Below are 23848 nucleotides of genomic sequence, written 5' to 3'. Positions count from 1 at the left end.
TCCTTTCCTCCTATCTCTCCGTACAGCTGATACACGGATCAATCGTCAAGATCAAAAGCGGCACATCTGCTAGCTGACAACCTTTGAGCATCTCCACCATAGGAGGGATATTACTCGTCGTAGGTGTACGCAGACGGAAACGGTCCAGGTTCTTCTTCCCGCTTCCTTTCACATAATAGATTGCCTCTCCTCTGGGCTGTTCTATCCGCATAAAGAATTCTCCGTCCGGGTTTCCTTTCACCGGTATGTTGATCGGCCCATGCGGTATTTTCCCGATTGCCTCCCGAATAAGAGAAAAAGACTGTAAAAGTTCTTTTAAGCGCACCACACAGCGGGCATAGCAGTCTCCGTCCTGTTCCGTGATCGGCTCCACCGATAGATCGTTATAGGCTGCATACCCCAACAGACGGGCGTCATACGCTTCCCCGCTTGCCCGCAGGGTAGGTCCTACTGCTCCTAGGGAGACAGCCTGTTCCTTGGTAAGAATACCCGTATCTTTCAAACGGCTTAATACCGTATAATCCTTCATAAATGTATGAAGAACCGGCTTTAACTCTTTCTCCAGTTCCTGGATCGTATCCAGCACTGCCTGCAGCATAGTGCTGTCCATATCTTTTAAGACGCCTCCTACACAGTTTACGGACAGGATCACTCTGCCGCCCGCAGTAGCGTCAAACATATCCAGGATTTTTTCCCTAAGCCTCCAACTTTCCATAAATAGGCTTTCAAAGCCCATGGCATCTGCCAGAAGCCCCAACCAAAGCAGATGACTGTGTATACGACTCATCTCCATCCAGATCGTTCGCAGATAATCGGCTCTCCTCGGAATTTCCAGTCCCATTACCTTCTCGACTGACTCACAGTATCCTATTCCATGCCCGCAGCTGCAGATACCGCACACTCTCTCTGCTATATATACATATTGTTTAAAATCTCTTTTTTCTACTAATTTTTCCAATCCTCTGTGGATAAAGCCGATACTTGGTATCGCCTCCACTACTGTTTCATCCTCCAACACAAGGTCCAAATGTACCGGCTCCGGCAGTACAGGATGCTGCGGACCAAAAGGTATGATACTTCTCTTTGCCATATCTTTACTCCTCTTTCTTAAATGGTGTTGTTTTATCTATACGGTACAGACGGTCTTGGTAATCCGGGCTGATATTTTCTATCTTTACTCCAAACAATTCCGCGGCCTCATTTTCCTGCAGAAACGCACAAGGGTAGATCTGTGTGATACTAGATATTCTTTCTTCCTCTTTGATCACAAGCCGAAGCGTGATCATCTCATAGTCTTTGCAGAAAGAGTAACTCATCTCATAACCGCCTTCCACAGATACGGCACATAGTTGTACAAGCCTCCAATCTTTTGTTTTCATATCTACCACAGCAGGGAAAAATTCCTGCAAGGTAATTTCTTCTATCCGGCTTTTTTCTTCTATGCAGCTTTTTTCTTTCGTCTGATTTTTGTCTTCCATTGGCGTATCACCCCTTCTTTGCTATCATTTTGGCGCGCTTTTCATCCAGTATCGCCACCGCTTTTATGACTCCGTCTATGATCGATTCCGGTCTTGCGGCACAGCCGGGCACGTATACATCTACAGGGATCACAGTGTCGATCCCGCCTTTGATATTATAACATTCTTTAAACACGCCTCCTGTACAGGCACAGATTCCTACTGCTACCACTACTTTCGGATCCGGCATCTGACTGTACAGCTGAGAGACGACCTTCTCCGTCTGACTGTTCACCCCTCCAGTGATCAGCAGAATATCTGCCTGGAAAGGATCTCCCGTATTAATGATCCCAAACCGCTCTACATCATATTTCGGAGTCAGACAATCCAATACTTCTATATCACATCCATTGCAGCTGCTGGCATCATAGTGCAGCAGCCAAGGCGATTTTGATATTTTTTTCATAACTTTCTTCCTCCCGCTATCGGATCAACATCAAGATCAATATATTGGTACCGCCGGCGACCAGCGTCACTACCCAGCAGCTTGTCAGTACCGTTTTCCATTTCAGTCTAGCACTTATATTATCCCATACGATCTCCAGAAAATAGACGATCCCACAGGCAAAAATCGCCACGATCCAGCTCCACCATTCTCTATTTACAAAAAACAAAAAGAAAATACCAAGCAGAAGGATCTTTTCATAATATTCCGCAATATTCATGATCGCCAGCGTTGCTCCCGACATCTCCGTCGTGATTCCCTTGACCATCTCCTGATGGGCATGATGGCTGGTAGAGAGATCAAAAGGAGATTTTCTGAATTTTAACGCCGCCGTAAACATAAAGCCAAACAGAAGTCCCGGCATCCAAAGAACCGCGCTGTGCGGTGCCTGCACGATCGTTCCTACATGGAACGTCCCCACAGAAAGATAAAAACCTACCGCCACAAGCAGTGTCAGAGGCTCATACGCCATCATCTGCAGCATTTCCCTGCTGGCGCCCATATTCGCATAGGGAGAAGAATCACTGGAAGCCGCCATGATCAAGAACATATCCGCAGTACTCAAAATAAAGAGTACCATCAAAATATCCGCTCCTGCAAAGAGCATCGCCCCTGCGATCATAAGGATCACCAGATAACTTAAGTTCAAGAGAAGCTGCACATTATTTACCGCTATCATCTGTTTCGAAAATAATTTCCCAATATCATAAAATGGCTGCAAAAGCCGCGGGCCTTTTCTGCCCTGCATACGCGCAGTGAGGATACGATCTACTCCATCCAGCAGACATCCGGCAAAAGGAGCCAGCAGCAGATAACATATAACAGAGATTATACTGATCATATGGCACCTCCTATCACAAGACAGAATCCAAGGATCAAAATAGTAAGAGCCACCAATATAGACGGCAGCCGCAGATGTCTCCGGCCAAATTCAAACCGCAGATACCAGTTGCTCAAATATAGATGTTCTCTTTCTCCAAGACTATTTGTAAAGTATCGGTTGTCCCCTTCATTGATCCCATTCATATAAATGGGCACAAGCCGTCTGTGTGACGCACGGCTGATAAAAAACATCACTGTCGGCACGATCAGCACCGAAATCAGCATCACTGCCATTGTCGTCAGCACACTCATAGAGAGAACCTCCTTCGTCTGTCCAAATAATTCCTCCACGATCGGATTCACCAATATCATGGCAATAAACGGAAGTAAAAGGCAAAGCAGGAGCATACTCGCCGCATGAAAGAACATGGACGCATACTCGTCTTTGCGTGTCACATCCTTTATCCCTTCCCTAGGTACATGCTGGCATAAAAGCTTTGCCAGCCATTTTGTCCAGTAAAACATCGTCATCGCACTGCCATAGGCAATAAAGATCACAAGAAGGACATTGCCTGAATCGACAAATGCTTTCAGCGCCACCCATTTCGAGATCAGCATGCCAAAAGGCGCCAGATACATACCGGCAATTCCGATTCCCATGATATACGCAAGTTTCGGTATCTTTATGATCAGTCCATGCATATCCTCAATATCTCTGGATCCCAGACTATTTTCCGTCGCCCCCACAGACTGGAAAAGCATGGATTTGCTGACAGAATGGAAGAGCATAAGGAATACTGCTCCCCAGACCGTTTCTTCCACTCCGATCCCGGCACATCCTACGATCAGTCCCAGGTTAGACACCGTAGAAAAGGCAAGGACCTTTTTCCCGTCATTCTGTGCGATCGCCATAGCACTGGCCGCTATAAAGGTAAAACCGCCGATGCTGGATACGACCATTCCAACCAGATTGCCGTGCAGCGCCGGGGCGAGGCGTATTAACAGATACACGCCTGCCTTTACCATAGTCGCACTATGCAAAAGAGCACTGGACGGAGTCGGCGCCACCATCGCTCCAAGAAGCCAGGAAGAAAACGGAAGCTGCGCGGATTTGGTAAGTCCTGCAAGCGCAAGGAAAAGCAGTGGTATTTCCGCCCCTGAAGCGATCACATCTGTCAACTGTACGGAGCCGCCCGTCACTGCCATATAAGCGATCGCCGCCGCAAAGCCAAAGCCGCCTAACAAGTTCATCCACAGCGCCATAAAACTATTATGCACCGCTTCTTCTGACCGCGTGTAGCCGATCATCAAGAAGGAAACCACACTCGTGATCTCCCAGAAAAAGTACATCCAGATCAGATTCTGCGCAAGTACAAGCCCAAACATGGCTGCCAAAAATAAAAACAACATAGCAAAAAAGAAGGGCTGCCTGTCTTCTACCTCTTTATGGTGTGTGTGATACCCTTTCATGTAACCAACCGTATAAATACAGATAAAACCGCCGATAAACGCAATGATGATACACATCAATATACTCAGCCTGTCCACACTCATATGTGCCCCTTCGGCAAATTCTGTCGTATGTTCGATATAAAACATCAGAGCCGTCTGTGAAACCGACAGGATGATCGGCAGCACCTTTTTATATTTTATGCTTAAATATACAATCAGGCACATCAGGAATATCTCCCCTGCCATCATCCATGTATCCACCATTTCTGTGGATGTATACAAAAGGATCGTACCTGCCCCTGCCTGCTGCCACTGCACAATAAACGCCACGGTAAGAAGCATAATAAGCCCTGCGCCTATATATACTGCTATATCCCGTACTTTTTTCTGGCGGATACATGCCATCAGAACCGCAAGCACTGCCGGAACTCCCATCAAAACTGGAACTAATGTCATAATCCAACCTCCCTCCATTCTCTATTTCACTCAGATTCTATTTTGGGTATATATTTAGTCTGTCATTTTCAGACTATTTCACATCATCCCAAAACATACATTTCTGTTATAGTACTTATTTGCAAATTTTACAATAGATATCATGAGAATTTTTACACTTTTTTGCATATTTTTCATGGTTTCCTCAATTTCCATTCTCCACCCATTGACAAATGTGCTAAAATAGGAATGATTAAATCACAGGAGGGCGTCTCTCATGCACGAACTAAGCATCACCGAACATCTGCTCGAATACTGCATCACGAAAGCTGCTGAACAAAATGCTGTAAAAATACGCTCTGTCCGGCTTTGTATCGGCGCGCTTAAGGGAATCGTGCCGGAGTGCATACAGGTGTACTTAGATCTGCTTTCTGAGGGCACCATTGCAGAAGGTATGCAGGTGCAGGCTGAGATCCTGCCTTTAAAGGTCTGCTGTAAGGACTGCGGCAGAAACAGTGAGATCTCCTCCCGCCAGCTTTTTTGTCCCCACTGTAAAGGTCTGCATCTGCAGATTTTATCAGGAAAAGAATTTTATATTGACAGTTTGGAGGTAGACATAGATGGAAATCAAAGTCTTACATCAGATCATGGAATGGAATGAAGATGTCAGTCAGGAAGTCAAAGAGATTTTACATACGCACCATATCTGCATGATCAATATCATGGGCAGTCCCGGTACCGGAAAGACCAGCCTGATCACTGCCCTGATCCGCAGATTAAAGGATACATGGAAGATCGGCGTCATCGAAGGAGACATAGCAGGACAGATCGACGCAGAACGTATCGCTGCTCTCGGAGTTCCTGCTGTACAGCTGAACACAGACGGAGCCTGCCACATCGAGGCAATGAGTATCCAACATATCCTCCCTAGTCTTCCGTTGGATGACCTGGATGTGATCTTTGTAGAAAATATAGGGAATCTGGTATGTCCGGCCGAATTCAATATCGGCGAATCTCTGCGGATCACTCTGCTTAGTATACCGGAGGGAGATGACAAAGTAGAGAAATATCCGCTGATGTTTACGGACACCAATTGTCTTGTACTTAATAAATCGGATATGCTTCCTTATTTTGATTTTGATATGTCCCGTGTATCTTCCAATTACCGGACGCTCAATCCTGACGCTCCTCTCTTTTGTGTCAGCAGCCGGAACGGAGATGGACTGGATGAACTTGTACATTTTATTTCTGATCAAATAAAAAAAGCAAAATAAGGCCAATGGAGAATCAAAAGCAACAACACGTCAAACTACATATAACGGGTATCGTCCAGGGCGTCGGTTTCCGTCCCTTCTTGCACAGGCTGGCGTCCCGATACAGTCTGCAGGGATGGGTACAGAATACCCTGCAGGGAGTGGAGGGAGAGTTAGAAGGCAGTGCCGGGAATATCGACTGTTTTCTTAGAGAACTGCAGACTTCCCCGCCGCCTCTTTCCCGTCTTGAAGAAATCCGCGTGACAGAGGAAGGTCTTTTTGTCGGGTATCCAGATTTCTCTATCAGAGAGAGCCGTACAGACGACGGTTTTACGCTGCTCTCTCCGGATATTTGTACTTGTCCGGAATGTGAAAAAGAGCTGTATACCCCTTCTGACCGCAGATACCGCTATCCATTCATCAATTGTACCAATTGCGGTCCTCGATATACGATCATAGATGACATTCCCTATGACAGGATCCGTACCTCCATGCAGACATTTTCCATGTGTGCAGACTGTGAAAACGAATATACGACTATACAAAACCGTCGGTATCATGCACAGCCTGACTGCTGCCCTGCGTGCGGGCCTCACGTTTTCTATATGGACAGTACGCACCGTCGGCTTTCTTCTGATCCCTTCCAGGCTGCGCAGGAAGCGCTCCGGGAAGGAAAGATTCTGGCCGTCAAAGGACTGGGCGGCTTTCACCTGGCCTGTGACGCCCGCAATGAAGACGCAGTACAGCGTCTCCGTCAGCGGAAACACCGTGCATCTAAACCATTGGCACTGATGTGCCGCTCCATAGATACTGCCAGGGAATTCTGTATTCTAAATGATGCTGAAGAAAGGCTTCTGACCGGCATACAGCGCCCCATCCTATTGCTGCGCAAAAAGCAGCCGGCCCTTATGAAAACGATCAGTTCCACCTCCCGGCTGGGTATCATGCTTCCTTATACGCCTCTCCATATTCTTCTCCTGGATGGCATGTATGGAGGCCCTGACTCCCTCGTCATGACAAGCGCCAATCTCCCCGGCTGTCCTGTTATGCTTACTAACGAGGAAGCACTCTGTGGACTGTCTGGTATTGCAGACGGGTACCTGCTGCATGACCGGCCGATCCGAAACCGTTGTGACGATTCTCTTGTCATGGAATGGAAAGGAAACCCTTATTTCTTCCGCCGCAGCCGTGGTTTTACCCCACAGCCTTTTTTATCGAGGCAGGACGCAGACGGTATTTTTGCACTGGGGGCGGAACAAAAAGCTTCTTTTGCACTGGGAAAGGAGAAATATGTTTTTTGCAGCCCCCATATCGGTGACCTCAAAAATGCAGAAACGCTTTCCCATTACCGTGAGACGCTTCATACTTTCCGTCGTTTGTTCCGCCTGAAGCCCGCTCTTCTCGTTTGTGATCTACATCCCGATTATCTATCTACACAGGAAGCTTTCCGGCTGTCTGAGAAAGAACAGCTTCCTCTGCTGCAAGTACAGCATCACTGGGCGCATATGGCCTCCTGCATGGCAGATAATCATCTGCATGCACCTTGCTTTGGCATCATCTGGGACGGTATGGGGCTGGGAGATGACGATTCCATCTGGGGCGCAGAATTTATGAAAGGAGATTTTTCCGCTTTTCAAAGGATCGGTACCATCCGCCCGGTTCCGCTCCCCGGCGGCGACCGTGCGACACAGGAGATTGCTCGTATCGCCCTGGGACTTCTTTTGGACGCAGGTATACAAGATACATCTTATATCCCACTTTCTTCGGCAAAAACGACCGCTTTGTCCCGACTCATCGACTCTGGTCTTTGTCTGCGGGCCACCAGTATGGGGCGGCTCTTTGACGGGGTCGGCTCCTTGCTCTTGCAAAAGGTTAAAGCCGATTATGAAGGAGAAGCCGCAGCTTTGACAGAGGCCCTCTCTCCTTATGAAAGCCCAGACGTATATCTGGCTTCTAAGCATATGCGCGCCACTGCTCTTTCGGAAATGTGTTATCCGATCGAATTTTATAATAAAAATGGACTGCGCATCTTTGATACCCGTCCTCTTATCCAGACTTTATACAAAGATCTGGAAGAAAAAACAGACAAGGGGCTCATTGCCTTTCGTTTCATGTATACCCTCTGCCGGATGGCGCTTGAGCAATGCCTTGTTCTAAATCCGCAAAGGCTCCCTGTGGTTCTGTCCGGCGGTGTATTTCAAAATCGCTTTCTTCTCTGCACAGTGACAGAACTCTTAGAACAAAATGGATTTACCGTTTATACTCACAGACATGTGTCTCCCAATGATGAGGGCATTTGTCTTGGACAACTGGCGGTTGCGGCCAGCAAAAAGGAGGAAATAATATGTGTTTAGCAATCCCTATGAAGATCAAAACGATTGAAGGAATGTCTGCTGTCTGTGAGGCAAAAGGACTTTCCCAGACAATCCGCATAGATTTTATCCAAAACGCGTCTCCCGGAGACTATGTCATGGTGCATGCCGGATTTGCCATACAGAAAATGTCGGAACCGGAAGCGCGCGAAAATCTACAATTTCTGGAGGATATTTACGATGCTCTATGAAAAGGAATTCAAATCTCCGCAAAAAACGCAGCAGATCCTTGCACGGGTAGAGGAACTGACTGAAAAGACCGGCAGCATCAGACTAATGGAGATCTGCGGCACACACACCATGTCGATCGCACGTACAGGCATAAAAAGTATCCTGCCTTCCTCCATCCGCCTGCTCTCCGGCCCCGGCTGTCCGGTATGCGTCACGCCGGCAAATGTCATAGACTCGATCCTTTCTCTTGCGGAGGATCCGCATATTCTGATCGCCAGCTATGGAGACCTCCTGCGTGTCCCAGGCACGGATCCCGAGGAAAATCTCCTCTTAAAAAAGGCCAAAGGCGCACATGTCGAGATGGTATATTCTCCCATGGATGCCCTGGAATTGTCCTATGCATATCCCCAGCTGGATGTTCTGTTTTTAGGTGTCGGTTTTGAGACCACCGCTCCCGGTACTGCTGCCTGTATTTTAAAAGCCGCAGAAGAACAAGTGAAAAATTTCTCTGTGCTCAGTCTTTTGAAAAAGACAGAGCCGGCGCTGCGCTCCCTGATCACGGCAGAAGATTTCGCCGTAGACGGTTTTTTATGCCCCGGTCATGTGGCTGCTGTCACAGGTTCTGACGCATTTGCTTTCCTTCCCCGAGAATTTCATCTTCCTGCTGTTGTGAGTGGATTTGACGCGGCTGACCTTCTGTATTCTATCCTGGAACTGACACATATGCTCGCCGTGCACAGACCCGCTCTGGTAAATACCTATACACGTCTCGTACGCCCGGAAGGAAATCCTCTCGCGCAAGAATATATAAACGCTGTATTTCAGACCTGCGAAAGTACCTGGCGCGGTCTTGGAACGATTGTGGACAGTGGGTATACTCTAAGAGATCAGTATCGTCAGTGGGATGCCTGGGAGAAGTTTCACTTCAGGCCTTCTTCCAATGCAGAACACCCCGGCTGCCGCTGTGCGCAAGTAATCCGAGGCGTAGCCTCACCCCTGGATTGTCCGCTTTTTAAGACGGTCTGCTCCCCTGCCCATCCCATCGGCCCTTGCATGGTTTCTTCGGAAGGCGCCTGTGCGGCAGCTTATCAGTATGAAGTTTGATCGATTCTATGGAGGTATACAGATATGGAAGATATTATCACATTAGATTATGGAAGCGGAGGCGGCAAGACCGCAGAACTGATCGATTCTATCCTGCTTCCTGCTTTTAAAAATCCCATCCTTTCCCAGTTAGGAGACGGTGCCCTGTTAAAAGATAGGAGGGGGGAAAATTCTTTTGTCTTTTCCACTGACAGTTTCGTTGTCTCTCCGTGGAAATTCCCCGGAGGCAATATTGGAAATTTATGTGTATGCGGCACAGTAAATGACGTATGTATGGCGGGAGGACTCCCCCAATATTTAAGTCTCTCTTTTATTCTGGAAGAGGGTTTTTCCTTCCGGGATTTCAAAATGATCGTAGACACGATTGCAGAAGAGGCCCGACAGGCAGGAGTACTCATCACAACAGGCGATACAAAAGTGGTAGAAGCGGGCAAAGGGGACGGTATCTACATCAATACAGCCGGCATTGGCTTTCTGCGCGCCCATTTCCCCGGGAAATCCGGTATCCGTAAAGGAGACACGGTCATCTTAAGCGGCAGCGCAGGCTGCCATGGCGCTGCTGTTATGATGGCACGTTCCGGACTGCTCTCTTTACAAGATGCCCAAACATCTTCCTTACGTTCCGACTGTCAATGTCTCCATCTCCTAACAGAAGCTGCCATCCATGCGGCAGAAAAAACACAGACAGCTCTCCCGAACAGTTCTCCCGCCTGCTCCGGCATCCGCATCATGCGGGATCCTACCAGAGGCGGAATCGCAACGGCCTTAAATGAATTTACGGAGAACATGCCTTTTTCCATCGAGATAGAAGAAGATGCCGTCCCTGTAGACGCGCCTGTGGAAGCAGCCTGTGATCTGCTGGGACTGGACCCACTCTACTGTGCCTGTGAAGGCAGGATGCTTCTTGTGACCGCTCCGGAAGCATGCGCGCCTGTCCTGAACGCTCTAAAAGAAGTGTCCGGCGGTGAACATGCGGCAGTGATCGGAACGGTTACAGAAGATATGCCCGGTCATGTGCTCTTAAAAACAAAGATTGGAGGCAAAAGGATCCTTGCCAAACTCAGCGGACAGCAGCTTCCCAGGATCTGTTGACATTTTTTTCTTCCGGAATATCCGCAGAGACTTATTCCAGTGCCATCTGACGGATACGCTGCAGTCCCTTCGACACGGCCGGAACAGACAGAAGAATGACCGTCAGGATCCCTTCTGCCAAAAGGTAGCTGTAGTTATAAACGATCGGATAAATACTCTTCAAAGACTGCGGGAATGTATCCGGCATGTAACTCATCCAGTATAAATATCCGCCCAGCGCATGGAATGCGCCTCTTGCCAGCACGCCGGCAATATAGCCTTTCACCAGCCCATGACTGCTCTTTGCGAAGAAACCTGCCACACCAAGAGCCGCAAAGGCAAGTATATAATCGCAGCATACCTGGAAAAAGGATAAGACGTACGGTTCTTGTAAAAATTGCAGAAGTCCATAGGCAAGTCCCACCAAAACACCCGTTTTCACTCCATACCAGTTGCCTACGAGGACAATGAACAACATGCTGCATAAAGTGACGCTTCCGCCCCATGGAAGCTGAAATACCTTAAGATAGGACGTCAGAAATGCCAGCGCGATCGCCATTGCGCAAAAGACAAGCTGTTTTGCCGACATCTTCTTTTTCCCTGCGCTTTTTCCGGCGAAAAACAACGCTGCGATAAACAGTACGATCCCTGCGATTATACTCACTGCATAGCCGGCAGTAGTCAGTCCTCCCTCTGCATTGACTAAAAAATTTAACATAAAAATCCTCCTTGCTTTTTTCTGAAAACAAGGAGGGCTTAAAAAACCACATATGTATATCCCTACGTTGGCATTATCCAAATCAGGTTACGGGTCGAAGCTTAAAACTTCCTCTCAGCCTGCAACACAAGCTCCCCTTGTCATCATTTTTATATTATTTCGATTCTATATTTTAAACAGAATACCGAGAAAAGTCAAGCGCGGCTCTTTTTTCGGTTATCCTATACAAGATTTTTAAAAAGGAGAAAAAGATGAAATCAGCAGAATCTTTTCAAGCACCCGAAATCCTGTGTATCGGCCAGGTCCTCATGGATTGTATCATCAAAGGCTGGAATGCGGCTTCCGAAAATACACGTGTGCAGACCGCAGACTCTGTCACCCTTTCTCCCGGCGGAGATGCCTTCAACGAATCTGTTATCTTCTCACGCCTCGGACATACTGTACGCACAGTCTGCGTCCTTGGAAACGACCTTGCCGGAAAAACTCTGCATGAACTGCTTGCGGATAACGGTATATTGACCGATTCCATCCTGCACAGCAATAACGTACCTACTCCTGTTTCCCCCTTATTGGTCAATACAGACGGAAACCGAAAATCCATCAATGCGGTTTCCCGCCTAGATGATTTCCTGCATATACCGCCCACATTATTCCAAGATGCGCGGCTTGTCTGCCTTGCCAGCCTTTTCCGCCCGCCTCTTACCCGGCCGGAAACGATTGCCTCCATTTGCCGGACCGCCAAGGCAGCCGGCGCTATCGTAGCGGCAGATACCAAACTGCCCCTGCATTCTCCGCTTTCCCTCACAGATCTTAAAGCTGCACTGCCTTACATAGATTATATCTTTCCCAATGAAAGCGAAGCCGCATTTTATACACAGGAAAAAGACTATACAGCTATGGCAGATGTCTTTTTAAACTATGGTGTAAAAAATGTCATCATCAAAGCCGGCGAGAACGGCTGTTTCGCCAAAAATGCAGCGGCTTCTTTCACTCTGCCAGCATTTCCCGTACATGTCGCAGACAGTACAGGAGCCGGAGATAATTTTGCCGCCGGTTTCCTCTCTTCCATCCTCCGGGGCAAAGACTTCAAGCAGGCGCTCACTTTCGCTTCTGCCTGTGCTGCCCTTTGCATACAATCAGTAGGCGCCACTTCCGGTGTACAAGATCGAGACCAAGTAGAAAACTTTCTTACATAGGACAGCGGTACCGTGGCTTTCCTGCACTTTTTCTTCCATATTCAATAGCCTTTACAGGGCAGACCGTGATGCATGCCATACAGTGTGTGCACATAGCATGCCACTGCGGTCTTTGCTCCTCCATCGTAATATTGTTCAATGGGCAGGCGTCTGCACACCTGCGGCAGCCGATACACTGATCGTCTGCCCAGAATTTCTTCGCATGAACGACCGCCGGATAAAATACTGCATTGACCGGGCCGCTCAAGAAAGCGCCCAAAAACCCTTCCTTCTCTTCTTCCAGCGCTTCTCCTGCGGCGATCTGCTGTATGACTTTTTCTATTTTGGGTTCTGCTTTCTCTATGATTGCTTTAGCCTCTTCCTCCTTGGGGACCTGAAACATAGCAAGATAATTTTCTGGCATGATGATCTGCGCACACCCTTTATAGCAAAAGTCTTTCTCTTTACACAGCCGTCTTATATACTTCGCGGCACTTCCAATCTCGGAACCGCAATTCATTACGAAATATACGTCCGGTTTTCCCGTAAATCTGGATTTTAGAATCCACTCCTCCACCACCTTTGGTATACGCCAGGCATATGTGGGAAGTACAAAAATCATCCGTTTTTGTGTCGGACCTGCGAAAAGTCTGTGCTCTTTGATCTTCTGGTTTAAGGAGCAGATTTCTTCTTCCAAAGCCTGTGCGATCCTCTCTGCAATATACGCACTGTTCCCAGTGCCTGAAAAATACAAGACCATTTTCTATCCCTCCTTCAAATTCAGATATTTATTTCACTTTGAACTCTATCCATTCATTTCCAATTCGTACTACTACCATTCCATCTTCTGCATAAGAGTTAGTATAAAAGCGGTAAAACTATCATTGCTGTCAATCTTTTCAAATTATTTACCTCCATCAATTCCGATTCTTCCTTCGTCAAATTTGAATTTACCGTTTTCTTCACGTCTCTATTATAACAGTTCCAAATATACGCCACAATAAAAAGTCAACTATCCCAGTACGCCAACACTGCTAAAAACAAACTCCAAAAGCAAAACACACAAAAAAACCACCGTCCCCGCGGCTCACAACGTCCGCAAAAACAGTGATTTCTAAGTGCGCGATCAGGGGTTCGAACCCTGGACACCCTGATTAAGAGTCAGGTGCTCTACCAACTGAGCTAATCGCGCGTCCTGCAATATTTTATCTGTTATTTTCATAACGCAAGGGTTATTATATAACAGTTTTTTCAGTATTGCAAGAGGTTTTTTCAATTTTTTCCGGTTTTTGACCTTTTTCTTCATCTCTGTGCCAGGTTTTCTATCCCAGCACAGAAATTCTGCTTTTCATTTATAGTCCTCTATCATCGTTTCCACTCTATCTTTCCCGATCACTCCACTGGCAGCTGCCACTGGTTTCCCTTCTACAAAAAGCACGAAAGTGGGAACTACCGTCACCTCAAACTGTGATACGATCGCCGGCGACTCATCAATGTCAATCTGGCATACCTTTATGATACCCTTATATTGTTCCGTGATCTGCTCCACGATCGCCTGCATCATGGCGCATTTCCCACACCAGGATGCATAAAATTCCACCAGGACAGGCAGATCGGATGACAGTACCTCAAGACTGTAATTCTCCTGTGTGACCCGAATCTTTGTCTTTTCTTTCCTTTGGAACTTATCATTCACTTTATTCACCTACATCTTTTTTCTTTTTCCTCCCCATGACAAAAACCGGTATTTAAAATTCGGTACACTTCATCAAAGGAACATCTTATACACATCAGCCGCCTGTTGATTCCCGGCATACGATACATTTTCTCCCGCATACAGATCTTCCAGCTCTTCTTCCATCTCACAGCATTTTCTCTCCCTTCATGCGGGTACTGATATATATTACTATATGAATAAAGTATGCAAATGTGAAACTTGCAGCGTCTATTTCTTCATTGCGATCAGTTTATTGATCGGATTCCCTTTCGCAGAAAATTTTTCTTCATATTCTGTCATCACATTTCCCTGGTTCATTTCTTCATTATGATGTAAGTCATACGTATACCTGACCAGAAGCCATTCTGCTTCTTTGACCTGTTCCAAAGAAAAATTAAATAACTGTGTATTGTCTGTCTTAAATTCTACCTCACCTTTGTCTGCAAGGATTCCTTCATATCTTCTCAGAAATTCTACAGAAGTAAGCCTTCGTTTCGCGTGTCTTGCCTTTGGCCATGGATCTGAAAAGTTCAGATAGATCTTTTCAACCTCTTGCGGCGCAAACACATCCTCCACATTCCTTGCATCCATACAGATAAAACGGATATTTTCCAACGACTGAAACTCTTCTGTATCGAATTTTTCAATAGCCCGCAGAAGCACGCTGGAATATCTTTCGATCCCGACAAAATTCACTTCCGGGTGTTGTCTTGCCATCTCCAGAATAAACTGCCCTTTGCCCATTCCGATTTCTATATAAATAGGATTCTTATTTCCAAATACTTGTCTCCAGCTGCCTTTCTGCGCTTCCGGTCTTTGTATCACTGCCCTGTGCAGTCTGATCATTCCTTCTGCTCTGGGAATATTGCGTAATCTCATATGCTGCCTCCTTACTATACTATGTATAAAAACTTCCCTCTTTTTCCAATACTCATCTTATATATTTTTTCCTATATCATAACATAGCACAGCCCCCATGCAAGGTCAAAGGGGTTTCATAAAAATATCACATTCTTTTTTGCGTTCTTTTTTGAAAAAATTGACACTTCCTTAACTTGCATTTTTTCAGAAAAGGTGTATGATAAAATAGATTAGTATTCAATTAGTATTTTTCAACAAATAGGAGGGGTGTTATGGACTCTATTGTAAACAAATTGACGGAAATAGAAAAAACTGCTTCCGCTATTGTAGAACATGCCGAAGCGCAAAAAGAGGTTCTGGACAAAGAGTATGACGAGAAGCGACGAGCCTTTGATACCCAGCTGGAAGCAAAGACACAAACGCAGATAGATAAGATTCGTTCTGAACTGGAAAAGAATACCAACCGCCTTTTGGAGTCTCAAAGCGGTGCGAGCAGTTCTGCTATCGAACTTTTGCAAAAAGAATATGAAGAAAAGCATACCTTATATGCACAGGAAATATTAAAAAAAGTTACCGAGGTGTAGCCTATGGGAAATATATTAGCTTACAGCGGTATTGTAACAAAGATCCGAGCAATGGAGGCCAAGCTTTTAACGCCGGCTCAATTTGAGGAAATCGCCAATCTTGGCAATGTCCTTGAAGTAGTCTCTTATCTTAAGGAACATTCCGCTTATGCCGAAGTTTTGAGCGCGCTGGATGATGATAAACTCCACCGAGGCAATATTGAAAAAGTCCTGGTTCAGTCACTCTATCACGATTACAGTAAGATCTATCGTTTCTGCGGGCAGACGCAGCGTCGCTTTTTAAAACTTTATCTGAAACGTTATGAGATCGATCTGATCAATTACTGTTTGCGGATCGTCATCAATCATTACCGGCAGCCTTTTGATCTACTTTATAAGAAGAACTTTTTTGACCACTACTCACAGATCTCTATTGAAAAATTGATCACATCCCGCACAACGGACGAACTGATCGAAAACCTTAAAGATACAGAGTACTATGCTCCCTTGAAAAAAATACAGGAATCCCAGCATATTTCCCTGTTTGATTATGAATTAACATTGGATCTGTACTATTTTTCCACTCTCTGGAAAGAACGAAAAAAAGTACTGAAAAAGGCCGACTTAGAATTATTTACAAAGGACTGCGGTTCGAAAATAGATTTGTTAAATCTGCAATGGATATACCGGGCAAAAAAATATTACCAGATACAGCCCGCAGATATTTATTTAATGCTGATCCCAATCCAGTACAAAATACATGTCGCTCAAATGAAAGAGCTCGTTGAAACAGCTTCTTTGGAAGAATTCATGCAGGTATTGGAGAAAACTTCTTATGCCAGGCATTATAATTTCAAACAGAATCTTACGATCGAGCAGATGTATAACGAATGTCTTCATCGTCTATATTTGATAGACCGGCGTAGAAATCCTTACTCTATCGCTGCCATTAATACCTATCTCTTCTTAAAAGAAGAAGAACTAAATAAGCTGACCACCGCCATGGAATGTATACGCTACAGTTTGTCCCCAGGTGAAACGTTGGCATATGTGGGAGGTAGAATACAATGATCGTCAAAATGAAATTCATCAATATATCCGGTCCGCGCGCTGATATAGACCGCGTAACGGATCTCTATCTTTCCAGATACGAGATCCAGCTGGAGTCTGCACTGTCAGAGCTCAAGACAGTAGACAATCTGCGCCCTTTTGTGGAGATCAATCCTTACCGTGACGCGCTCAACAGAGCCAGCCAGTTTGTCGATCTTCTTCCCAATGCGGACGAGGTCACGCCAGACAGCTCTCTGGGCTTAAACGATATGTTTGAACTCATAAGACAGGCAAATGAAGACTACATGTCTTTGCAGGAAAAAAAGGAAAAATTAAATAAACAGATAGAACAGCTTCGTACAAAGCAGCAGGTGATCGCCCCTTTCCGTCCACTGGACTGCGATCTGCATCGCCTCTTGAATTTCCGTTTTATCTCCTATCGGTTCGGCCGGATCGCTGTGGAATACTACCACAAAATGATCAAATATCTGATGGACGACTTAGGCGCGATTTTTGTAGAAGGAGAACGAGATGATAGTTATGTATACGGAGCGTATTTTGTTTCTCCCGGAGAAGCCCAGAAAGTGGACGCCGTATTCCGCTCTCTGCACTTTGAGCGTATTGAACTAACGGATGAATTCGAGGGGACTCCCTCTAATGCTTACCAGTCTCTTGACAGTGAGATCGCCCACATCCGCTTAGAAGCAGAAAACTTAGATAAAACCGCCGGAGAAATGCTTGCCGGGAGAGCAGCACAGCTTGTTGCCTCAAAAAACCGCCTGGAGGAATTATCCAACAACTTCGACGTGCGAAAACTTGCCGCCCGTGTAGAAGATAAAAAAGAAGATTACTATATACTATGCGGCTGGATGGCAGAAGAAGATGTAGATAAATTTTTAGAAGAGATCAAACAGGATGATAAAGTATTTGTCGTCGTAGAAGACGATCACGATACCTATTTCGGGGAACCGCCTACAAAGCTGGAAAATCCTAAATTGTTTAAGCCCTTTGAAATGTTTATCCAGATGTACGGACTTCCCGCTTCCAACGAACTGGATCCGACCGTATTTGTAGGCCTGACCTACTCTTTTATCTTCGGCGTTATGTTCGGAGACGTAGGGCAAGGACTTTTGCTTGTGATCGGCGGCGGGCTGATCTTCTACTTCAAGAAGGCACCCCTGGCCGGTATTATCGCAACTGCCGGTATTTTTTCCACTATTTTCGGTTTCCTGTTCGGCAGTATTTTCGGTTTTGAAGACGTACTGCCCGCGTTGTGGCTGCGGCCTATCGACCATATGACCACCCTGCCTTTCCTGGGGAAACTAAATACTGTATTTATCGTAGCTGTTGCTTTCGGTATGGGGATCATCCTTGTTTCCATGATCATCCATATTGTCAATGCGATCAGAAGTCATGACGTAGAGGGGGCCTGGTTCGATGCGAATGGAGCCGCCGGTTTTGTGTTTTACGCCTCTGCGGTCGCCACGGTCGCGCTGTTTATGACCGGTCATCCCCTTCCTGCCGGTATTGTTATGGCAATCATGTTTGGCGTCCCACTGCTGCTGATCTTTTTCAAGAAACCGCTCGCAAGGATCATACAAAAACGGGCCGATAAAATGGAAGAAAGCAAAGCCATGTTCATTGTGGAAGGTTTCTTTGAATTATTTGAAACTTTATTAAGTTATTTTTCCAACACCATTTCTTTCATCCGTATCGGCGCCTTTGCCGTCAGCCACGCAGCCATCATGGAGGTAGTCCTTATGCTCGCCGGCGCGGAAGAAGGAAATCCTAACTGGATCGTCGTCGTACTGGGGAACTTATTCGTATGCGGCCTGGAAGGGCTGATCGTAGGCATCCAGGTACTGCGTCTGGAATATTATGAAATGTTCAGCCGCTTCTATAAGGGCACCGGAAGAGTATTTCAGCCTTATACAAAAAAGACAAATAAAAAATAGGAGGATCATACCATGACAATTACAACGAAAATCATCTTCATTATCGCTCTCATCTTAAGTATCATCATCCCATTCGGATATTATCTGATCGGAGAAAAGAACAAAAAACGCTATAAACGTACGATCGGAGTCAACGCCTTTTTCTTCTTTGGTGCCTTTGCACTGGCTTCCATCATGATGCTCGGAGGCGATGTACAGGCAGCCCAGGGCGTTGCGTCCGACTCTGGTTTCGCCACAGGCATGGGCTATATCGCAGCCGCACTGGTTACCGGTTTATCCTGTATCGGCGGCGGTATTGCTGTTGCAAGCGCAGCAAGCGCAGCATTAGGAGCAATCAGTGAGGACTCTTCTGTACTCGGTAAATCCCTGATCTTCGTAGGTCTTGCAGAAGGTGTCTGCCTCTATGGACTGATCATCTCCTTCATGATCCTGGGGAACCTGTAATATGAAAATGTATTTGATCAGTGATAATGTCGATACCTATACAGGCATGAGACTTGCAGGAGTAGACGGCGTCGTTGTGCATGAGCGGGAAGAACTCCGAAAAGCGCTGGAAGATGTCCTGACAGACAAAACTGTCGGCATCGTACTTTTGACTGAAAAATTCGGACGCGAGTTCCCCGACATCATCGATACATTCCGTCTGGAACGCAAGATCCCGCTCCTAGTTGAAATCCCTGACAGGCACGGAACCGGCCGTAAAAAAGACTTTATCACCTCCTATATTACCGAGGCGATCGGATTAAAACTATAAAATGCTCTGAACAAAAGGAGGGATCCCCCTTGACTCTGGAAGAAAAAATCGCACATTTACAGGCCACCTCTATGGAGCAGGCAAGAAGTGAAGGCAATGCCATTATCGACTCCTACAAAGAGGCGCTGGAAAAAGTATTAAAAGATCATAAAGAAGAAGCCATCCGCCAGTCCCAGACCCGCATCAAGGCCGAGACGACAAACGCCCGCCAGCAGTTAAACCAGGCGATGGCCAAATCACAATTGGAAATCAAACGACAGTATGGAAAAATACAGCTCGACCTGAAAGAGAAGATCTTTGAGGAAGCCAAAAATCTGATCGATGACTATATGAAGACAGAAAGTTATATGGATTATTTGATCAAATGTATCCGTCATGCCCAGAATTTTGCCGGCGAGGATCCTGTCATTATCTATATCAATCCCTCTGATGAGACAAAACGTTCCGATCTGGAGGACGCGACAGGACTGCATCTGACAATAAGCGCAGAGGATTTTATCGGCGGAGTCCGCTCCGTGATCCGTGCGCGCAATATTTTGATCGATCATTCTTTTAAGACAAAACTGCGCAATGAATATGACGCATTTCTCTTTTTAGGAGGTGACGGAATTGCTTAAAACCGGAATCATTTATGGAATCAATGGACCTGTCATCTATCTGAAGGGAAATACAGGTTTTCGCATGTCGGAAATGGTCTACGTAGGCAGTCAGAAGTTGGTCGGCGAGGTTATCGCGCTGGATAAGGACAGAACGACGATACAGGTCTATGAGGAAACTACCGGACTGAAACCCGGTGAGGAAGTCGTCGCCAGCGGAAACGCCGTTTCCGTAACACTCGCTCCCGGCATACTGAACAATATCTTTGACGGTATCGAACGCCCGCTGGAGCGTATTTCTGAAGCTGCGGGAGCGTTTATCACCCGCGGCGTAAGCGTAGATTCACTGGACAAAGAGAAAAGATGGCGTGCGCATATGACCGTCACAGAAGGTCAGTACCTGCACGGCGGCGATATTATCGCTGAGGTGCCTGAAACCCACGCCATCCTGCATAAATGTATGGTTCCGCCGGATACGGAAGGCACTGTTTATTCCGTTGTCCCCGATGGCGACTATACCATTGAAGAGACGTTGGTTATTTTGGAATTAAAGGACGGATCTAAAAAAGAACTTTCCATGACGCAGCATTGGCCGATCCGCACCGCACGTCCTACACATCACCGTTTTCCTGCTTCTGTCCCGCTGATCACGGGACAGCGTATCATCGACACCATGTTCCCGATCGCCAAAGGCGGCACTGCTGCTATCCCTGGCGGTTTCGGAACAGGAAAGACGATGACACAGCATCAGATCGCCAAATGGGCAGACGCGGACATCATCATCTATATCGGCTGCGGAGAACGTGGCAACGAAATGACGCAGGTGCTGGAAGAATTCAGTCAGCTTACCGACCCGCGCACTGGTAATCCTCTGATGGACAGGACGACCCTGATCGCCAATACTTCCAATATGCCGGTAGCTGCCCGTGAAGCAAGCATCTATACGGGACTTACCCTGGCGGAATATTATCGGGATATGGGTTATGACGTAGCGATCATGGCAGACTCTACCTCCCGCTGGGCAGAAGCCTTGCGTGAGCTTTCTGGACGTCTGGAAGAAATGCCTGCCGAAGAAGGCTTCCCTGCCTATCTGGCTTCCCGTCTCTCTGCGTTTTATGAAAGAGCCGGCATGATGCATAATTTAAATGGAACGGATGGCTCTGTGACAATCATCGGGGCAGTTTCTCCGCAGGGCGGTGATTTTTCTGAACCTGTGACACAAAATACTAAGCGTTTCGTGCGTTGTTTCTGGGGACTAGATAAGAGCCTTGCCTATTCCAGGCACTTTCCTGCCATCCACTGGCTGACAAGCTACAGTGAATACTTAAACGACTTAAGCCACTGGTATCAGGACAATGTCTCCCCCAAGTTCGTAGATTACCGCAATCGCCTCATGGCGCTTTTAAACCAGGAGAGCAGTCTCTTAGAGATCGTCAAGCTCATCGGCAGCGATGTCCTGCCTGACGATCAGAAACTGGTATTGGAGATCGCACGTGTCATCCGTCTTGGTTTCCTGCAGCAGAACGCTTTCCACAAAGACGATACCTGTGTCTCCATGGAAAAGCAGTATCTGATGATGGACACCATCTTATATTTATACAAACAGGCTCGTGCCCTTGTCACAATGGGACATCCGATGTCTGTTTTGAAGGCAGAAAATATCTTTGACCGTGTCATTGCCATCAAATACGACGTGCCAAATGACAGACCAGAATTATTCGCCGGATACCGCCGTGACATCGACGCCTTTTATCAGCGGGTCCTTGAGAAAAATGCATAGATCAGAAGGGAGGAATACAGCATATGTCAATCGAATATTTAGGCTTGAGCAGTATCAATGGTCCTCTCATTGCTCTTGAGGGCGTACAGGACGCCTTTTTTGACGAGATCGTGGAATTTGTCGTAGACGGTACAGAACGCAAGATTGGACGTATCGTCGAAGTATATGAAGACCGGGCCGTCATCCAGGTATTTGAAGGCTCTGAAAATATGTCTTTGAAAAACACACATACCCGCCTTACAGGGCATCCAATGGAGATTGCGCTCTCCCCGGATATGCTGGGCCGTACTTTCAACGGGATCGGGCAGCCCATTGATGATCTGGGACCTCTGCTCTCTACTGTAAAACGAGATGTAAACGGACTGCCGCTCAATCCGGTAAAACGAGAATACCCCAGAAACTATATCCACACAGGTATCTCCGCTATTGATGGACTGACGACCTTGATACGTGGACAGAAGCTTCCGATTTTCTCCGGAAACGGACTTCCCCACGATCAGCTTGCGGCGCAGATCGTCAAGCAGGCCTCTCTGGGAGAAAATTCTGACGAACAGTTTGCCATCGTGTTCGCCGCCATGGGAGTCAAACATGACGTAGCAGACTTTTTCCGGCATACATTTGAAGAAAGCGGCGTAGCAGACCATGTCGCCATGTTTTTAAATCTCGCCAACGATCCGGTCGTAGAACGTCTCATTACGCCTAAAGTGGCGCTGACCGTCGCCGAATACCTTGCTTTTGAACAGAACATGCATATATTGGTCATTCTGACGGATATGACTTCTTTTGCGGAGGCCATGCGCGAGGTCTCTTCCTCCAAAGGAGAGATTCCAAGCCGTAAAGGATTCCCCGGTTATTTATATAGTGAGCTGGCAACCATCTATGAGCGTGCCGGTATCGTACAGGGGGTGGACGGCTCTGTCACACAACTTCCGATCCTTACTATGCCCAACGACGATATCACACATCCAATCCCTGATCTGACTGGATATATCACAGAAGGACAGATCGTATTAGACAGACCTTTACATGGGCAGTCTGTCTATCCGCCGATCAACATCCTGCCTTCCCTTTCTCGTCTGATGAAAGACGGCATTGGAGAGGGCTATACAAGAGAAGACCATCAAGATCTGGCGAATCAGCTCTTTTCTGCCTATGCCAAGGTGGGCGACGCAAGAAATCTGGCCTCTGTCATCGGTGAAGATGAGCTCTCCCCGATCGACAAGAAATATCTGGAATTTGGAAAAGATTTTGAAGAACATTATATCGGACAGGGGTCTGAGGAAAACCGCAGTATGGAGGAGACTCTGGATCTGGGATGGAAACTTCTGGGACGTCTGCCTAAAGAAGAATTAGACCGGGTAGATACAAAAATCCTGCAGAAATATTATCATCCTATGGAAGAATAAGAAAGGAGGAGCTGTATGGATCCACGCACCTTTCCCACAAAAGGAAATCTCATGCTGGCAAAGAACTCTCTTGCTCTTGCAAAGCAAGGGTATGATCTGATGGACAAAAAACGGAACATTCTCATCCGGGAACTGATGGATCTGATCGATGAAGCACGCAATATACAGGACGAGATCGACAATACATTTACGTATGCCTATCGCTGTCTGCAGCGTGCCAATATCGAACATGGGATCAGCATGGTCGATCAGCTCGCCTACACCGTCCCCATTGAAAATTCGATCACGATCCAGACAAGAAGTATCATGGGTACCGAAATTCCCCATGTAAAATATATTCCTGATGACAAGACACCCACATATTCCTTTGGAACAACGCACGAGTCCATTGATACTGCCAGGGAAGCTTTCCGCAAGGTAAAAGATCTGACCGTTAAACTTTCCATGGTAGAAAACGCAGCCTATCGGCTAGCCTCTAATATCAAAAAAACACAAAAACGTGCCAACGCATTGCAAAATATCACGATCCCTATGTACTCTCAATTGGTATATACTATCACGAATGCGTTAGAAGAAAAAGAAAGAGAAGAATTCACAAGACTAAAAGTGATCAAAAAAATGAAGATGAAAA

The 23848-nt window shown here is 46.6% G+C and carries 25 protein-coding genes, 1 tRNA gene and 1 riboswitch; of the genes, 16 read left to right on the top strand and 10 right to left on the bottom strand.

Annotated elements, in window-relative coordinates; all coding sequences use genetic code 11:
* Positions 1 to 10: 10 nt before the first annotated feature.
* The 5 genes from WKT01_RS02140 to WKT01_RS02120 are packed head-to-tail and all read right to left on the bottom strand — an operon-like array spanning position 11 to position 4692.
* Entirely contained in the window at positions 11 to 1090 is a 1080-nt protein-coding gene (locus WKT01_RS02140) for a hydrogenase large subunit (protein ID WP_117973770.1), read from the bottom strand.
* Between the two features lie 4 nt (positions 1091 to 1094).
* Positions 1095 to 1478, bottom strand: a complete 384-nt coding sequence (locus tag WKT01_RS02135) for an NADH-quinone oxidoreductase subunit C (protein WP_117973768.1) — start codon at positions 1476 to 1478, stop codon at positions 1095 to 1097.
* A gap of 7 nt (positions 1479 to 1485) precedes the next feature.
* Positions 1486 to 1923, bottom strand: coding sequence for an NADH-quinone oxidoreductase subunit B family protein (locus tag WKT01_RS02130; RefSeq protein WP_059067560.1), 438 nt, complete (start codon positions 1921 to 1923; stop codon positions 1486 to 1488).
* A gap of 16 nt (positions 1924 to 1939) precedes the next feature.
* Positions 1940 to 2803, bottom strand: coding sequence for a respiratory chain complex I subunit 1 family protein (locus tag WKT01_RS02125; RefSeq protein WP_059067559.1), 864 nt, complete (start codon positions 2801 to 2803; stop codon positions 1940 to 1942).
* Positions 2800 to 4692, bottom strand: coding sequence for an NADH-quinone oxidoreductase subunit 5 family protein (locus WKT01_RS02120; RefSeq protein WP_340311376.1), 1893 nt, complete (start codon positions 4690 to 4692; stop codon positions 2800 to 2802). Before WKT01_RS02120 ends, WKT01_RS02125 begins: the two co-directional genes overlap by 4 nt.
* A 256-nt stretch (positions 4693 to 4948) precedes the next feature.
* Here WKT01_RS02120 and hypA point away from each other — a divergent pair, with 256 nt between their 5' ends.
* The 6 genes from hypA to hypE are packed head-to-tail and all read left to right on the top strand — an operon-like array spanning position 4949 to position 10663.
* Positions 4949 to 5332: a hydrogenase maturation nickel metallochaperone HypA gene (gene hypA, locus WKT01_RS02115; protein ID WP_340311375.1), complete on the top strand. Its 384-nt coding sequence runs from the start codon at positions 4949 to 4951 to the stop codon at positions 5330 to 5332.
* On the top strand, positions 5292 to 5945 hold the full coding sequence (gene hypB / locus WKT01_RS02110; protein WP_340311374.1) for a hydrogenase nickel incorporation protein HypB: 654 nt from the start codon (positions 5292 to 5294) through the stop codon (positions 5943 to 5945). Before hypA ends, hypB begins: the two co-directional genes overlap by 41 nt.
* A gap of 5 nt (positions 5946 to 5950) precedes the next feature.
* The gene (gene hypF / locus WKT01_RS02105; RefSeq protein WP_340311373.1) at positions 5951 to 8278 is read left to right on the top strand and encodes a carbamoyltransferase HypF; all 2328 of its coding nucleotides are present in this window, start codon (positions 5951 to 5953) and stop codon (positions 8276 to 8278) included.
* Positions 8269 to 8487, top strand: a complete 219-nt coding sequence (locus WKT01_RS02100; protein WP_059067550.1) for a HypC/HybG/HupF family hydrogenase formation chaperone — start codon at positions 8269 to 8271, stop codon at positions 8485 to 8487. The genes hypF and WKT01_RS02100 overlap by 10 nt, the downstream gene beginning before the upstream one ends.
* Positions 8477 to 9571 (top strand): hydrogenase formation protein HypD, encoded by a 1095-nt coding sequence (gene hypD / locus WKT01_RS02095; protein WP_059067548.1) that lies wholly within the window; start codon positions 8477 to 8479, stop codon positions 9569 to 9571. Before WKT01_RS02100 ends, hypD begins: the two co-directional genes overlap by 11 nt.
* A 24-nt stretch (positions 9572 to 9595) precedes the next feature.
* Entirely contained in the window at positions 9596 to 10663 is a 1068-nt protein-coding gene (hypE, locus tag WKT01_RS02090) for a hydrogenase expression/formation protein HypE (RefSeq protein ID WP_340311372.1), read from the top strand.
* A gap of 31 nt (positions 10664 to 10694) precedes the next feature.
* Here hypE and WKT01_RS02085 read toward each other — a convergent pair whose 3' ends face one another.
* Positions 10695 to 11360 (bottom strand): energy-coupled thiamine transporter ThiT, encoded by a 666-nt coding sequence (locus WKT01_RS02085; protein ID WP_059067543.1) that lies wholly within the window; start codon positions 11358 to 11360, stop codon positions 10695 to 10697.
* A gap of 42 nt (positions 11361 to 11402) precedes the next feature.
* Positions 11403 to 11508: riboswitch (TPP riboswitch) on the bottom strand.
* Positions 11509 to 11611: 103 nt separating this feature from the next.
* Here WKT01_RS02085 and WKT01_RS02080 point away from each other — a divergent pair.
* The gene (locus WKT01_RS02080) at positions 11612 to 12556 is read left to right on the top strand and encodes a carbohydrate kinase family protein (RefSeq protein WP_059067541.1); all 945 of its coding nucleotides are present in this window, start codon (positions 11612 to 11614) and stop codon (positions 12554 to 12556) included.
* Here the strand turns inward: WKT01_RS02080 and WKT01_RS02075 are convergent.
* The 4 genes from WKT01_RS02075 to trmB form a co-directional block, all read right to left on the bottom strand.
* Complete coding sequence (locus WKT01_RS02075; RefSeq protein WP_340311371.1) at positions 12549 to 13295, bottom strand: EFR1 family ferrodoxin; 747 nt, start codon at positions 13293 to 13295, stop codon at positions 12549 to 12551. The two genes, WKT01_RS02080 and WKT01_RS02075, sit on opposite strands and share 8 nt — an antisense overlap.
* A gap of 359 nt (positions 13296 to 13654) precedes the next feature.
* A tRNA-Lys gene (locus WKT01_RS02070) sits at positions 13655 to 13727 on the bottom strand.
* Positions 13728 to 13883: 156 nt separating this feature from the next.
* Entirely contained in the window at positions 13884 to 14231 is a 348-nt protein-coding gene (locus tag WKT01_RS02065; protein ID WP_340311370.1) for a thioredoxin family protein, read from the bottom strand.
* 249 nt (positions 14232 to 14480) lie between these two features.
* On the bottom strand, positions 14481 to 15131 hold the full coding sequence (gene trmB, locus WKT01_RS02060; RefSeq protein ID WP_117973748.1) for a tRNA (guanosine(46)-N7)-methyltransferase TrmB: 651 nt from the start codon (positions 15129 to 15131) through the stop codon (positions 14481 to 14483).
* 254 nt (positions 15132 to 15385) lie between these two features.
* On the opposite strand from trmB, the gene WKT01_RS02055 reads away from it, so the two are divergent.
* The 9 genes from WKT01_RS02055 to WKT01_RS02015 form a co-directional block, all read left to right on the top strand.
* Positions 15386 to 15697, top strand: a complete 312-nt coding sequence (locus tag WKT01_RS02055; protein WP_117973747.1) for a hypothetical protein — start codon at positions 15386 to 15388, stop codon at positions 15695 to 15697.
* Between the two features lie 3 nt (positions 15698 to 15700).
* Positions 15701 to 16747: a V0D/AC39 family V-type ATPase subunit gene (locus WKT01_RS02050; protein ID WP_340311369.1), complete on the top strand. Its 1047-nt coding sequence runs from the start codon at positions 15701 to 15703 to the stop codon at positions 16745 to 16747.
* Positions 16744 to 18681 carry a V-type ATP synthase subunit I gene (locus tag WKT01_RS02045; RefSeq protein ID WP_117973742.1) on the top strand — a complete coding sequence of 646 codons (1938 nt, stop codon included), beginning with the start codon at positions 16744 to 16746 and terminating at the stop codon, positions 18679 to 18681. Before WKT01_RS02050 ends, WKT01_RS02045 begins: the two co-directional genes overlap by 4 nt.
* A gap of 12 nt (positions 18682 to 18693) precedes the next feature.
* Entirely contained in the window at positions 18694 to 19125 is a 432-nt protein-coding gene (locus WKT01_RS02040; protein WP_059067529.1) for an ATP synthase subunit C, read from the top strand.
* A 1-nt stretch (position 19126) separates the two neighbouring features.
* Entirely contained in the window at positions 19127 to 19435 is a 309-nt protein-coding gene (locus WKT01_RS02035; RefSeq protein WP_117973740.1) for a V-type ATP synthase subunit F, read from the top strand.
* Positions 19436 to 19464: 29 nt separating this feature from the next.
* The gene (locus tag WKT01_RS02030; RefSeq protein ID WP_270395385.1) at positions 19465 to 20052 is read left to right on the top strand and encodes a V-type ATP synthase subunit E; all 588 of its coding nucleotides are present in this window, start codon (positions 19465 to 19467) and stop codon (positions 20050 to 20052) included.
* A complete protein-coding gene (locus WKT01_RS02025) occupies positions 20045 to 21811 on the top strand; it encodes a V-type ATP synthase subunit A (protein ID WP_117973738.1) in 1767 nt (588 codons plus the stop codon). The genes WKT01_RS02030 and WKT01_RS02025 overlap by 8 nt, the downstream gene beginning before the upstream one ends.
* Positions 21812 to 21834: 23 nt before the next feature.
* Complete coding sequence (locus WKT01_RS02020) at positions 21835 to 23217, top strand: V-type ATP synthase subunit B (RefSeq protein ID WP_117973736.1); 1383 nt, start codon at positions 21835 to 21837, stop codon at positions 23215 to 23217.
* A 15-nt stretch (positions 23218 to 23232) separates the two neighbouring features.
* A partial coding sequence (locus WKT01_RS02015) for a V-type ATP synthase subunit D (RefSeq protein WP_340311368.1) occupies positions 23233 to 23848 on the top strand: 616 nt, incomplete at its 3' end.

The organism is Mediterraneibacter sp. ICN-202921 (assembly GCF_037890075.1).
Classification (GTDB): Bacteria; Bacillota; Clostridia; order Lachnospirales; family Lachnospiraceae; genus Mediterraneibacter; species Mediterraneibacter massiliensis.
The sequence above is the reverse complement of the archived record's forward strand: the minus strand, read 5'-3'. Positions and strand labels throughout refer to the sequence as shown.